The 13965-nt window shown below is 35.2% G+C and carries 15 protein-coding genes; 12 read left to right on the top strand and 3 right to left on the bottom strand.

Annotated features, from left to right (window positions below):
• The first annotated feature begins 20 nt into the window (after positions 1-20).
• A complete protein-coding gene (locus ACF3OB_RS01705; protein ID WP_042005672.1) occupies positions 21-236 on the top strand; it encodes a hypothetical protein in 216 nt (71 codons plus the stop codon).
• A 92-nt stretch (positions 237-328) separates the two neighbouring features.
• Here ACF3OB_RS01705 and ACF3OB_RS01700 read toward each other — a convergent pair whose 3' ends face one another.
• Entirely contained in the window at positions 329-1183 is an 855-nt protein-coding gene (locus tag ACF3OB_RS01700; protein ID WP_392448090.1) for an aminotransferase class IV, read from the bottom strand.
• A 16-nt stretch (positions 1184-1199) separates the two neighbouring features.
• Positions 1200-1583: an START-like domain-containing protein gene (locus ACF3OB_RS01695; RefSeq protein WP_042005667.1), complete on the bottom strand. Its 384-nt coding sequence runs from the start codon at positions 1581-1583 to the stop codon at positions 1200-1202.
• A gap of 275 nt (positions 1584-1858) precedes the next feature.
• On the opposite strand from ACF3OB_RS01695, the gene ACF3OB_RS01690 reads away from it, so the two are divergent.
• The 4 genes from ACF3OB_RS01690 (at position 1859) to ACF3OB_RS01675 (ending at position 7276) form a co-directional block, all read left to right on the top strand.
• Entirely contained in the window at positions 1859-4582 is a 2724-nt protein-coding gene (locus tag ACF3OB_RS01690; RefSeq protein WP_392448088.1) for a WD40/YVTN/BNR-like repeat-containing protein, read from the top strand.
• A gap of 84 nt (positions 4583-4666) precedes the next feature.
• Positions 4667-5365: a 4-hydroxy-tetrahydrodipicolinate reductase gene (gene dapB / locus ACF3OB_RS01685; RefSeq protein ID WP_095894335.1), complete on the top strand. Its 699-nt coding sequence runs from the start codon at positions 4667-4669 to the stop codon at positions 5363-5365.
• 158 nt (positions 5366-5523) lie between these two features.
• Positions 5524-6345 (top strand): Cof-type HAD-IIB family hydrolase, encoded by an 822-nt coding sequence (locus tag ACF3OB_RS01680; RefSeq protein WP_042005661.1) that lies wholly within the window; start codon positions 5524-5526, stop codon positions 6343-6345.
• 94 nt (positions 6346-6439) lie between these two features.
• Positions 6440-7276, top strand: coding sequence for an outer membrane beta-barrel protein (locus ACF3OB_RS01675; protein ID WP_095894336.1), 837 nt, complete (start codon positions 6440-6442; stop codon positions 7274-7276).
• Here ACF3OB_RS01675 and ACF3OB_RS01670 read toward each other — a convergent pair.
• Positions 7271-7399, bottom strand: coding sequence for a hypothetical protein (locus tag ACF3OB_RS01670; protein ID WP_392448086.1), 129 nt, complete (start codon positions 7397-7399; stop codon positions 7271-7273). The two genes, ACF3OB_RS01675 and ACF3OB_RS01670, sit on opposite strands and share 6 nt — an antisense overlap.
• Positions 7400-7463: 64 nt before the next feature.
• Between ACF3OB_RS01670 and ACF3OB_RS01665 the strand changes: the two genes are divergently transcribed.
• From ACF3OB_RS01665 to ffh, 7 genes are all read left to right on the top strand, one after another.
• On the top strand, positions 7464-8144 hold the full coding sequence (locus ACF3OB_RS01665) for an ABC transporter ATP-binding protein (RefSeq protein WP_392448085.1): 681 nt from the start codon (positions 7464-7466) through the stop codon (positions 8142-8144).
• Between the two features lie 11 nt (positions 8145-8155).
• On the top strand, positions 8156-8314 hold the full coding sequence (locus ACF3OB_RS01660) for a hypothetical protein (protein WP_172914084.1): 159 nt from the start codon (positions 8156-8158) through the stop codon (positions 8312-8314).
• 787 nt (positions 8315-9101) lie between these two features.
• Entirely contained in the window at positions 9102-9701 is a 600-nt protein-coding gene (locus ACF3OB_RS01655) for a MarC family protein (protein ID WP_042005655.1), read from the top strand.
• Positions 9702-9712: 11 nt separating this feature from the next.
• Positions 9713-9898 carry a hypothetical protein gene (locus ACF3OB_RS01650; protein WP_042005653.1) on the top strand — a complete coding sequence of 62 codons (186 nt, stop codon included), beginning with the start codon at positions 9713-9715 and terminating at the stop codon, positions 9896-9898.
• 4 nt (positions 9899-9902) lie between these two features.
• Positions 9903-10709, top strand: a complete 807-nt coding sequence (gene kdsA / locus ACF3OB_RS01645; RefSeq protein ID WP_042346131.1) for a 3-deoxy-8-phosphooctulonate synthase — start codon at positions 9903-9905, stop codon at positions 10707-10709.
• A 113-nt stretch (positions 10710-10822) separates the two neighbouring features.
• Positions 10823-12235: a CCA tRNA nucleotidyltransferase gene (locus ACF3OB_RS01640; RefSeq protein ID WP_042344393.1), complete on the top strand. Its 1413-nt coding sequence runs from the start codon at positions 10823-10825 to the stop codon at positions 12233-12235.
• A 304-nt stretch (positions 12236-12539) separates the two neighbouring features.
• Positions 12540-13871, top strand: a complete 1332-nt coding sequence (gene ffh, locus ACF3OB_RS01635; RefSeq protein WP_042005644.1) for a signal recognition particle protein — start codon at positions 12540-12542, stop codon at positions 13869-13871.
• Positions 13872-13965: the final 94 nt, after the last annotated feature.

Raw genomic sequence — 13965 nt, 5'->3', positions numbered from 1 at the left:
AACAAGTAAGAAAATATGTTATGAAGAAGATTTTTGCAATTGTATTATTGATTGTCGGTATTTTCGGCGGTTATAAAGGTTATCAAGTAATTGATGATAGCTCAAAAGGAATAGAGTTAGCAGGGTTTGAAATTAAAGCTGAAGACAAAGACTCTAAAACAATGGGGTACGTTTATTTAGGTCTTGGTGTAGCTGCTCTTGTTGGAGGTATAGTTCTTTTATCAAGAAAAAAATAAACATCACTAATTTATTGAAGTCATAAACGGGCTGAGAGTTAATACCCTCAGCCCGTTTATTTTAAATTGGTACATTTTGCGAAAGAATTTTATTAACTTACACCAAATCGAGCGGCTGTATTGAGTTTTCCGATAAGGCTTTTAGCCACTAAGTTAGTGTATGTTTTTTTTCGATATTTTGTGATAGGTTGAATTCCTATGATACTATTTGTGATAAAAAGTTCATCCGCTTTTTGTAGTTCGAAAGGAGAAATTGATGTTTCAATAACTTCAAATTCAGGGATTTTTTTTAGCAAATTAAGAAGTACTTTCCGAGTAATACCATTGATGCAACCGTCGGTTAGGGGAGGGGTTTTGAGTTTATTACCTTCCACCATAAACAAGTTACCGTTCAATGCTCCTGCAACATTCTTGTTACTGTTCAGTAAGATGCAATTTTGATAGTCGTTTTCTTTAGCAAAAACACTTCCTATGATATTAATAATCCGATTCGTGTGTTTTACATTAGCTAATAAATCAGGTTGTAGGTAAAAATCTTTAAAAAGTTCTACCTCGTAGGGCGTTTCATGCAATTCATAGAAAATAGACGAGATAGGATGTACTTCGATGAGGTAGTCAACATCATTTGTATGGGGAGTGTAAAGTCCGCCATTTTTTCGAGATACGGTCATCCTAACTCGTGTGGGGGTGTTGTTTAATTTATTGGTATTTAATGTTTTTAGAATTTCATTTTCAAGAAATTCTAAAGTAAAATTCATAGGAATTTCCATTCGTAGGATACGCATACCTGCCATTAATCGTAGGTAGTGTTCCTCCCAAAAGACTAATTTTTGATTAGTATATTTAACAGTATCGAAAACAGCATCGCCATATTTGAAACCTCTGTTTTCACATGACAAAATAAGTTCCTCGGAAGATAGAAATGTCCCGTTGTAGTTTATTTTCATATAGTTATAATTAATTCTAAGCAGTACCTAAGGCGTGTCGAAGTTCGGTTACTTGGTTTTCCCACAACATTTTAGATTCTTCCAAATCATTGGGTTCGGCAAAATCTACCACGACTAATGAAACATCTTGAGTTAATTCATCGACCATAATTTTTAGTTCAAAATAAGAGTCGTCACCGCAGTCTAACCAACGGAATTTGATTGATTCATCCATTTTTTTGCGAAGTAATCGGGCTTTTTCTTGAGTGTCATCCCAAATAAAAGTATAAATCTCACCTCTTGAATTTACATCGTCAGCATACCATTCCGAAAGTCCAGAAGGTGTGGAAATATACTGATACAGCATTTGTGGAGAAACCTGAATGACAAATTCCATTTCATATTTTACCTTTTTCTGCATGTTGTTTATGTGATAAGATATTAATGAGGGCAATATATGTCTTTTAATTTAATATACCAACTTTTTAACATTTAATTTTGTGATTTTTGTGTAGACACGGTGATTTCAATCACACTTTCAATCTTTTACCGATTTATTTTTTATCGTAATAAAATAATTTTTAATTTTGCAACACCTCTAATAGTGGTATTCTGCGGTATAAAACTTTCAGCCGATGTTGAAGGTCACTCCGTATTTTTATAGTAACAAACAAAAACTTGGATTAATTTTATAGGATGAAAAAATATTTTTTAATAGGATTACTGAGCGTTTCATTGTGTAGTTTAGCACAAGAATCTCTTCCTTTGGCTGTTCAACAAAAAAATGAATTGGATCAGAATTCATGGGTCAAAAATGTCCCATTTGAAAGGATATATACCCCTGAAATAGGTAATCAAATCAACCATTTTGATATTCGGAAGGATAATCCATTGGAATGGATGGTGGCACCTGCTTCGGGCGGATTATGGCTCAGTAAAGATGCAGGGATTACTTATGAAAATATCTTTCAAAATAAGCCTACACAACAGATAAAAACTTTTGCTGTGCATTGGGGTAAAGGTATTATTTGGGTGGCAACTCCTTATGGACTTTTTACTTCAAAGGATAAAGGTAACTCGTGGTTTTTTGGTGGATTGCCCGAATTTAAAACCATTGAATCTGTTCACATAAACCCTCGGAATACGGATGAAGTAGTGGTTGCAGTTTTGGGAAATCCGTTCGATGCAGATGAAAAACGAGGTGTTTTCAAAACTTCGGATGAAGGCAAAACGTGGCAACATAGCTTGTTTGTTGGAAATAGAGCAGGTGTTAGCCAAATTATAGACATTCCTAATGGGCAAACACTATTTGCTTCAGTGTGGCATGACGAATCTACCACTTGGAAATCAATTCCTTACGGAAGTATGAGTGCTGTTTATAAGAGTGAAGATTTTGGGACTTCGTGGTCAAAGGTGTCTACAGATGGATTTTTGAGTGGCAACTTTATCGGTAAAATAGGATTAGCTGCTCATGGTGATGAGAAGGTCTATGCAGTGGTGGATAATAGAGGTTCAAAAACAAGGTCTGTAGCCACTCGGAATCTTGCTAAAATAACCAATATACATTTATTGGAACGCGATTTCGAAGCAATGAATAAAACAGATTTTTTAAATTTAGATGACAATAAACTCAATGCTTTTTTACATGCCATAGGGCAAGATAAAAAATATACTGCTCAAAATCTGAAAGATATGATTTCGGCTGAAATAACTTCACCTGCTCGGTTGATGATTTTTTTAGGAATTCGTCAACAGGAAGTGATAGGAGCTGAGGTTTATGTAACTTCCGATGGTGGAAAAACATGGCAAAAAACACATTCTCAACCTTTGGAAGATGTTTTTTATCAAAATGGAAACCAGTTTGGAGCTATTACTGTTGATCCTAATAATGATAAGCATCTTTTTATTGGGGCTTATCCTTTATTGGAATCTCTTGATGGGGGAAAGTCGTGGCAAAGTAAACATAACGTTTCTCTCGACGATAGTTTTGAAAAGATTTATTATCGAAATAATACGCTTTACGCGACGTCTAAAAAAGGTTTAGCAATTTCATATACTCAAGGTAAAGATTGGATTTTTAGGAATGTGCCTCAATCTGTTTCATTCACTAAGATAGGATATGATAAGCATCAAAAATCGCTGTTTTTAGCCAGTGAGCAAGGTGTTTTTATGAGTAAAAATAATATTTGGACAAAAATATCATCACAGCGACAGCTTTTTGGCTCTGAAAACGATATATATGTAGGCAGTGGAAATGGTATTTTTTATCGTTATAATGTAGAAAAGAATACTTTTTTACGCTTGAAGTCTTTATATACTTCAGAAAATAAAGCCCCTTTACGTTTTGGTAAACAGACTCCTTTATTGGTTTCTCAGCACAACAGTGATGTACTATATGTAGGAAGTAATAAAATGCGTTTTTCATCAGATAGAGGACAAAATTGGCGTACTATTTCTGAAGATTTGACTATTGGTTCGAAAAAAGGGAACGATATTTATGCTACTATTTCAGCTATTGCCGAATCGCCTTTGAGTGTTGGATTGCTCTATGTAGGTAGCGACGACGGTACGATTCATATAACCAGCAATGGAGGGACTACATGGCAGAGCATGTATGCTTCTAACTCTAATGCATTTAAAGTTAATAATTTAGTTGCGTCTAAACATCATCAAAAACGTGTGTTTGCAACCTTTTCTCACCCTGACAAAACGAATCCAGAGCCTCTGATATTTATGAGTGAAGATCAGGGAGTTACGTGGACTGAACTTCGTAGTAATTTGCCCGATGGACGTATTAATATCGTTAAGGAAGATCCTAAAAATGAGCAAATTATTTATTTAGGGACTGATAGTGGGTTATATGTTTCTTTCAATTTAGGGGAGAGTTGGCACTCATTTGGAAGTTTACCAGCGACAGGTATCTTAGATATATTTATTAACGATGGTACGAGTGAGATTTTAGTGTCCACGGCAGGATATGGGGTATTCAAATCATCACTTGAGGTAATTCAACCGCTTCGTGTTGCAATTGTTGCACAAGATTTCTTTCCGCTACGAGAAAAAGTTCGGGTTGAACATTCTAATCGTTGGGGGAATACTTGGAGTGATTGGGAATCTCCTGAATTGCCAATAACCCATTTTGAAGTTTTTGCATCCAAAGAGATGAAGTTGCAAATCAAAATTATGAAAGGAAAAGTAACTTTACAATCATTTACCTACAAGACCTCAAAAGGATTTAATTACATTCCGTACGACATGACCATTTCATCGGTAGGGAAGGTGATGTTTGAACGAGTTGCCAAACGTATTTCTTTAGAAACAGCCTCTGATGGAAGGGTTTATTTGCCAAAAGGAGAATATACAATTGTTTTTTCTGTTGAAGGAGGCTTTGACGAAGAGCGAATTTTGGAAATATACTAAAATATATTTCTAAAACTTTTGATATTATTTGTAAAGGTGTACTTTTGTAGTTCAGAATCTTAATGACCAAAATATGACCATATTATGAAAATAGCACTTCTTGGATACGGTAAAATGGGAAAAACCATTGAAAAAATAGCTTTAGAAAGAGGACACGAAATAGTTTTGAAAATTGATAGTGCGGATGCGGTTTACGATGTTTCTACTGTTGATGTAGCAATTGAATTTAGTACGCCTGACAGTGCATTTAACAATATCAGTAATTGTATTAAGCACCGAGTTCCCGTAGTTGCAGGAACCACAGGTTGGTTGAAAGATTATGATAAAGCCGTAGCAATGTGTGCTGAAAATCAAGGAACTTTCTTATATGCTTCAAATTTTAGTGTGGGAGTCAACGTGTTCTTTGCTCTCAATAAAACCTTGGCTAAGTTGATGGCTTCACGTAAAGAGTATGCTGTTTCCATTGAAGAAATTCACCATACACAAAAATTAGACGCACCCAGTGGTACCGCAATTACTCTGGCAGAAGGGATCATAGAAAAATCAGATAAAACGGGATGGAAATTAGATGCTGCCCCAAAAAATGAGATCCCAATAAAGGCGAAACGTATTGAAAACGTACCAGGAACGCATACAATAATCTATGAAAGTGAAGTTGATACCATTGAAATAAAACACACAGCCCATAATCGGAATGGATTTGCTCTTGGAGCCGTACTTGCTGCCGAATGGATCGTAGACAAAAAAGGAGTTTTCTCTATGAGTGATGTTTTGGGAGTGTAATGTGTTAATAATTAGGTTTGTGTATTTCAAATAGAATCTATCTATAATACATAAAAATATAGGAATAAATTAAGAAGATGAACCATAAAGGTGCAACAAATAAGCACAGTAGATAATCGCATAGTAAAGAAGAATATACAAAAAATTAAACAACTAAAATGGATTGCAAAATTATATTTTCAGATGTTGATGGAACGCTACTTAATGGTGAAAGAACTATTTCTGAATCAACTATTTATGAAGTTAATCGCTTGAAAGACACGGTACCTTTTATATTGGTTTCTTCACGAATGCCTCGGCAGATGCGTTATTTACAAAATTTGTTGAAAACCATTGATTATCCTATGATAGCGTACAATGGAGCTTTGGTATTGTCCGATGATGGTCAGGTACTTCATTCCACTGAAATAGATATCACTCTGGTTGAGCAAATTGTCCAACTCAATGAACAACAGTTTAACGGCAAGATACATATTAGTTTGTATCATAATGATTTATGGTATGTACCTGACTATGATTTTTGGGCTCAACGTGAGGAAAACAATACGAAAACTACTCCAGAAATACGTTCAAATTCTCAAGTTATTACCGATTGGAAGGAACAAAATATAGGAGCTCATAAAATTATGTTAATGGGGGATGCTATGCTGATTGAGGAGATGTTCACTATATTAAACTCACAATTTGGACAAAATTTACATATTTATCGTGCTAAAGATACGTATATCGAAGTTTCTGACTTAAAAGTGTCAAAATTGACAGGTATTCGAGTGCTTTTGGAACATAAATATCCATTTACGTTGGATGAATCAATGGCTTTTGGTGATAATTATAATGATTTGGAAATGCTTCAAGGGGTAAAATATGGAATTGCCGTAGGAAATGCACGTCAGGAGGTGAAAAAAATAGCTTATGGAGTTACATTTCATCATAAAGAAGATGGAGTTGCACGGTATTTAGCTTCTTTTTTTCACAGTTAATGGATATTTTTTCACAAAAAAGTAGGTTTCGTTGTAACATAAATTTTGCAGATATTATTTATTTTTATATGTTTGCAAAAAATATATTACAAAAATGAGAAAAAGTTTTTTAACAGTAGTAACCTTACTTTTCGGAATGACAGCGGTTTATGGACAAGCGTACATTTCTGTTAGCGGAGGTTATGGATTTGAAGCCAACAAAAAAGTGGTTGGACGTGAAGTAACGGCAAGTGGTGTAAGCGAATTAAAAGGGAGCTACGGAGCTGGTCTTCAGACACAATTGCGAGGAGGTTATTTTTTTACAAAACGTTTAGGAGTCGAGTTATCTGTAGGATACCTACACGGAGAAGATGTTAAAACAAACAAATCTCCTTTGGTGGATATGAAAGCACGTGGAAGAGCTTTTGGAGCTTCGCTATCGGCAGTATTTAATGTGACTGAAAATATATATCTAAGGGCAGGAGGTGTTACCAAAATTGGTGGAAAAACAGAAAGTTTTACCAGTTTAAATGCAACAATTCCTGGAATACCACATACTCCATCAAGTTCTTTCATACCTATGGTCCCTTTAAAAGTTGATTTCCAAACTAATTTTCACGGAAAAGTTCCTTTTGGTTTTATAGGAGGGTTGGGATACAGACTTAAACTCAGTGATAATGTTTCACTTTTTGTTGAAGGGGAATATCTAATGGTCAATGTAGGTAGAAAAACATCAAAATTGGATAATTTTTCAGCAACTATTGCGGGCAAATCAATTTCTTATGAGCAATTTAAAACAATGGCAACAGCCATGGCTCAGACTCCTGCTGGGGCTACTTTCCAATCATTATTACCACTTATTGAACAAGAATACGATTGGTCTGATAAAAATCCACCTGCAGCGCCTTACTCATCAATAGGAGTTAATTTTGGATTGACATACACGTTATAAGAAATATTTTTTAGCTGATTTTTTGAATACAGAAGAGGATTTAGCTATTAACAATTTCGGGAAGTTTCTAACATTCAGTTGGATAACTTTCCGAAGTTTTTTTATTTTTAAAGCTGTTTTCATTTATGCAAGTTTTTAAAAAAAGTAGTATATTTGCCTGTAGCTTTATTATATCAAATTTTAACTAATGAGTTTACTAAGAATAAAGGATATAAGACGTGATTTCAAATTGGGTAGTGAAGTTCTTCACGTACTAAAGGGGATTGATTTAATCATAGAAAAAGGTGAATATGTTGCTCTTATGGGGCCTTCAGGTTCTGGAAAATCCACGTTGATGAATATTTTAGGTTGTTTGGATACACCTACATCGGGAGAATACATTCTCAATGGAAAGGATGTGAGTAAAATGTCGGATGCGGAACTTGCCGATATTCGTAATAAAGAAATTGGTTTTGTATTTCAAACATTTAACTTAATGCCACGAACCACGGCTTTGGATAATGTTGCTTTACCGATGGTATATGCTGGTGTAGGTAAAGAAAAACGTAGTGAGAGAGCCAAAGAAGTACTTCAACTTGTTGGACTTGGTGACCGCATGATGCACAAGCCCAATGAACTCTCCGGAGGGCAACGACAGCGTGTAGCTGTAGCTAGAGCTTTGGTAAATTCTCCTTCTATTATTTTAGCTGATGAGCCTACTGGAAATTTAGATTCTAAGACTTCCTATGAAATCATGGCCTTGTTTGACGAAATTCATAGCAAAGGAAACACCGTCATTTTGGTAACTCACGAAGAGGATATAGCTCAACATGCACATCGAATTATTCGTTTGAGAGATGGACTTATTGATAATGACACCAGAAAATAATGTAATTAATCATGGAATTATTTATTTATGTAACCATCGGATTGGCTGTCGCTTTTGTATTGGTTGTTTGGAATAATAAAAACAACCGAAAAAAGTTGAGTAGTCGAAAAAATAGGAATTTCAGACAAAATTACGAGCAAAAAAAGAAAAAGTTAGAAAGTAAGAGCTAGTAAAAGTTCATTTTTGATAGTGTTTGTCATTCTCGCCCAAAAATCTTTGACTTTTCAGATGTTTCTTTTTGTAACTAATTTGATTTAAAAAGACAATCCTTGAAATCCTGCGGAATAATCTCTGTCAAAAAGTGTTTTTTCGTTTTTTACGATGGGAGTAGATCTCAGAAGACTTTGATTGAGTGAAAGTGTCGACTGATAATCTGTAATTTATAATTTTTTATGAAATCAAACATATTTTGAGAGTAATTCGAAAGATTTATCCTGACAATCCACTACCCGAAAGAATAAATCTCGGCAGGAAAGATAATAGAATCTGATTTTATTTCTTGTATAGACGTGATTTTTTCTTACAAAATAGAAAAAACATCTATTTTATCTACACTATTTTGTATCTGACAAGAAACAAAAACAAAAAACAGGAAAATATATGCGTATTTTATCGTTTTCATGAGAAATAAATTAAACGACTGAAAAACTAAATTAGAAAATGAACTTAAACCTATTTTGCAATAAACGAGTACTTCAGGTACATTGCAAAGGTAACTAGTTACTTTCACGAAAAAACAAAACTTCCTACTACAAAATGACATTTACTACACTTTTCTCCATACGTGGAATAGAAAAATAAATAACTTACCAAACACTTTACATAAAGTATTTTTTGTATGAAAATCAATAAATTAAACTAAGAATAAAAGTGTTAAATTAATTTTTACCCATAATCCTACGTAACAACACTTCTACTTCAGAGTTTTTTTTACTACTTTTGCCAAAAAATTAACCGATGAATTTTGATATTAAAGAAATTATATCTGCTACAATGGTACTTTTTGCTGTGATTGACATCATTGGTAGTATTCCGATAATCATTAATTTACGCCAAAAAGTGGGGCATATTCAATCAGAAAAAACAGCTATTGTAGCAGGACTGTTACTAATTTTGTTTTTATTTTTAGGAAAGGAGATTCTGAACCTTTTTGGAGTAACAGTAGAGTCCTTTGCCGTGGCGGGTGCTTTTATTTTATTCTTTCTGGCTTTGGAAATGATTTTGGGAATAACACTTTACCGTGACGAGGAACCTCAAACAGCTTCAATCGTTCCGTTGGCGTTTCCCTTAGTTGCAGGTGCTGGATCTCTCACCACTGTTTTGTCCTTACGAGCTGAATTCCAAGTGGAAAACATAATTGCAGGAATTCTTATTAATATTATTTTCGTATATTTTGTTCTAAAATCTTCAAAAAAGATAGAAAAAATATTAGGTAAGCAAGGTATCAGCGTGATTCACAAAATATTTGGTGTAATATTATTAGCCATTGCTGTTAAATTATTTGCAACCAACATAAAAGGGCTCTTTGCTACAGAGGGAGTAGCTTCATTATTTTAAAAACATTCAAAATGAGGATATTAATTTATATACTACTAATCCTTTCGGTGATCAGCATCGGGGTTAATATTTATCTGATTGATTTTTCCAATTCGTTGGAGGGGCGTAGTTTTATTGCATTGATTTCGGCAGGAATAGCTTTGATAGCTTTTTTGCTGTTGTTGATATTTTTGGTAGCAAAACGTATTCGAAAATAAAAAAATGGCTCAGTTAAATAGTAAAGAAAATAATTTCTTCCTTTTTGCAGGACCTTGTGCTATTGAGGGAGAGGATATGGCGATGAAAATTGCCGAGAAGATAGTGTCTATTACAGAAAAATTACATATACCATATGTATTTAAAGGTAGTTTCAAGAAAGCTAATCGCAGTAGAATTGACTCTTTCACGGGTATTGGTGATGAAAGAGCGTTAAGAATCCTTGAAAAGGTAGGTAAAGCTTTTGGAATACCAACAGTTACGGACATTCATGAAGTGAGCGATGCGGAATTAGCCGCTCAATATGTGGACGTGCTTCAAATACCTGCGTTTTTGGTTCGACAAACCGATTTAGTAGTTGCTGCCGCTAAAACAGGTAAGGTCGTAAATCTGAAAAAAGGACAGTTTATGAGTCCTGAAAGCATGAAACATGCCGTACAAAAAGTAAAAGACAGCGGAAATAATAACGCTCTAATCACTGATCGAGGAACCATGTTTGGCTATCAAGATTTGATAGTTGATTTCAGAGGCATTCCAACTATGCGAAGCTATGCACCTGTTATTATGGATGTTACACATTCACTACAACAACCCAATCAAACGAGCGGTGTTACTGGGGGCAGACCTGACATGATTGAAACCATAGCTCGTGCGGCTATTGTAAACAACGTTGATGGGTTGTTTATAGAAACCCATTTCGACCCTATCAACGCTAAAAGTGACGGAGCAAATATGCTTCACCTCGACTTACTTGAGGGACTTTTAACAAGGCTCACAGCAATTCGAAAAACAATCAATTCATTCAATGAGTAGTCAAACTAACCTGCCTTGGTATCTGTTTGCAATTAAGTCCTTGAGTTGGCAACTAAAATTTAGTAGAAAATAATATAAAATGAGATATGTCGATAATCTCGACAAGAATAAGTATGTATCACGAAAAAGCTCTTTCAAATCCTATTTTTACATTAATTAGTGATATTTCTGAAGAAATTTCGTTAGAAAGTTATGTCATTGGTGGATTCGTTAGGGACTATATCCTCAAACGCAAACTTCCAAAAGATATTGACATTGTTTCTATTGGAAGTGGGATTTCATTGGCGGAAAAAGTAGCCGAAAAATTGCCTGACAATCCAAAAGTGTCAATATTTAAAAATTTCGGTACAGCAATGATTAAATGTGACGGACTAGACATTGAATTTGTAGGGGCAAGAAAAGAAAGTTATAGCTCGAATTCTCGAAAACCTTATGTAGAAAGTGGTACATTAAAAGACGATCAAAATCGCCGTGACTTTACCATTAATGCAATGGCATTATCACTTTCAAAATCAAATTTTGGTGAGCTTATTGATCCTTTCAATGGTCTTTCTGATCTTGAGAATAAAATCATCCGAACTCCACTTGACCCTGATATAACCTATTCCGATGACCCTCTCAGAATGATGCGTGCTATTAGGTTTGCAACACAATTAGGCTTCACCATTGAAGAAGAATCTCTCCAAGCTATTGCTCGAAACAAAGATCGTTTGAGAATCATTTCCAACGAGCGTATCGTAGACGAACTCAACAAAATTCTAGCCTCACCAAAACCTTCCATAGGACTGAAATTGCTTTACGAAACAGGGCTACTACATCACATACTTCCTGAACTCATTGATTTAAAAGGGGTTGAAGAACAGGATGGGCAACGCCATAAAGACAATTTCTGGCATACACTCGAAGTTGTAGACAATATTGCCGAAAATACCGATAATTTGTGGCTACGTTGGTCAGCATTACTACACGATGTGGGGAAGGCTCCCACAAAACGTTTCGACAAGAAAATTGGTTGGACATTCCACGGACACGAGTTTTTGGGTAGTAAAATGGTTTACCAAATTTTCAAACGACTGCGGATGCCTCTGAACGAAAAAATGAAATACGTACAGAAAATAGTCCGTATGAGTTCACGACCTATCATAATTGCAGAGGATATCGTAACAGATTCAGCAGTACGTCGCTTGGTTTTTGATGCAGGTGATGATTTTGAAGATTTGATGACGCTTTGTGAGGCTGATATTACCACGAAAAACCCTAAAAAAATCAAAAAATATCGCGACAATTTCCAGATAGTACGCCAAAAAGTGGTAGAAGTAGAGGAAAAAGACCACATTCGCAACTTTCAACCTCCTATTTCAGGGGAAGAAATCATGGAAGTATTCAACTTAAAACCTTCACGAGAAATAGGCATTCTTAAAGATGCTATCAAAGAAGCTATCTTGGAAGGTAAAATCCCGAATGATTACACTGCGGCGAAAGATTTCATGTTTGAAAAAGCAAAAAAAATGAACTTAGTAAAGTAAATCATAAAGTATAACAACAAACTTATACATCTTCTAACTCAATCATATTCAAGGAGTATAATTACAAATTACATTATCGTAAATATCATTACACTCGAAACTGTAAGTTGATCAATTCCTTAGAGATAATGAAAGGTAAATTCTCCCATTTCACTCACTCGTGATTTGGGTAGGTTTTCTCTATAGAACTCTTTCTCGTAAACAATTACGAAATCTCCTACCGTTGCTTTATGAGCCAAAAACTATTTTTTGGCATTTCTAATTATTTTTCTACCTTTGCATATTAATATAATATGAGGAAATTATGTTTGATAATTTAAGTGATAAGTTAGAGAAGGCGTTACACAATCTTAAAGGACACGGAAAAATAACGGAAATCAACGTTGCTGAAACGCTCAAAGAGGTACGTAGAGCCTTATTGGACGCCGATGTCAACTATAAAATAGCTAAAGATTTTACTTCGAAAGTAAAAGAAAAAGCATTAGGACAAAGCGTACTAACATCTCTACAACCTGGTCAACTAATGGTGAAAATCGTCAAGGACGAACTTACCGAATTGATGGGGGGAGACGCTACGGGAATCAATCTATCAGGTAACCCTTCTGTGATTTTGATGTCAGGTTTACAAGGTTCTGGAAAAACGACTTTCTCTGGTAAATTAGCTAACTTCCTTAAAAAGAAAAAAAACAAAAAACCGCTGTTAGTTGCCTGTGACGTATATCGTCCTGCGGCAATTGACCAGCTTCACATTGTAGGAGAACAAGTGGGAGTTGAAGTTTTTTCGGATAGAGGAAACAACAATCCTGTGGATATTGCTCAAAAAGGGGTTCAGTATGCCAAATCCAACGGATACAACGTTGTAATCGTCGATACGGCAGGGCGCTTGGCTGTGGATGAACAAATGATGAACGAAATCTCCAACATCCATAAAGCATTAAATCCTCAAGAGACTCTTTTCGTTGTGGATTCAATGACAGGACAAGATGCCGTAAACACCGCCAAAGCTTTTAACGATGTGCTTAATTTTGACGGTGTTATCCTTACCAAATTGGATGGTGACACAAGAGGTGGTGCTGCGATTTCTATCAAATCGGTGGTGGATAAACCTATCAAATTTATCGGTACGGGAGAGAAAATGGACGCTATTGATGTTTTCTATCCTGAGCGTATGGCCGATCGTATTTTGGGAATGGGTGATGTGGTCTCGCTGGTAGAAAGAGCTCAAGAGCAATTTGACGAAGAACAAGCTCGAAAATTACAAAAGAAAATCGCTAAAAACCAATTCGGATTTGATGATTTCTTGGAACAAATACAACAAATCAAACGCATGGGAAGCATGAAAGACCTTTTGGGGATGCTTCCTGGTGTTGGAAAAGCTGTTAAAGATTTGGATATTAATGATGATGCCTTCAAACACATCGAAGCGATTATTTATTCAATGACTCCAAAAGAACGTAGCAACCCATCCATCATTGATACCAATCGAAAACGTCGTATTGCCAAAGGAAGTGGAAGAGACATTCAAGAGGTTAACCAACTCATGAAACAATTCTCCCAGATGAGTAAAATGATGAAAATGATGCAAGGAGGAGGCGGTAAGAAAATGATGCAAATGATGCAAGGAATGCGAAGATAACTTCTTTTTTTGTATATACCTTCAAAATAAATGACAAAAGGGCAGTACTTGAATGAAAGGAATGATTTTTGTCATATGATACCAAGTTTATAGA

Origin of the sequence: Capnocytophaga canis, assembly GCF_043187445.1 — a bacterium.
GTDB classification, from domain to species: Bacteria; Bacteroidota; Bacteroidia; order Flavobacteriales; family Flavobacteriaceae; genus Capnocytophaga; species Capnocytophaga canis.
Note: the sequence above shows the minus strand (reverse complement) of the source record. Positions and strands in the feature narration are given on the sequence as shown.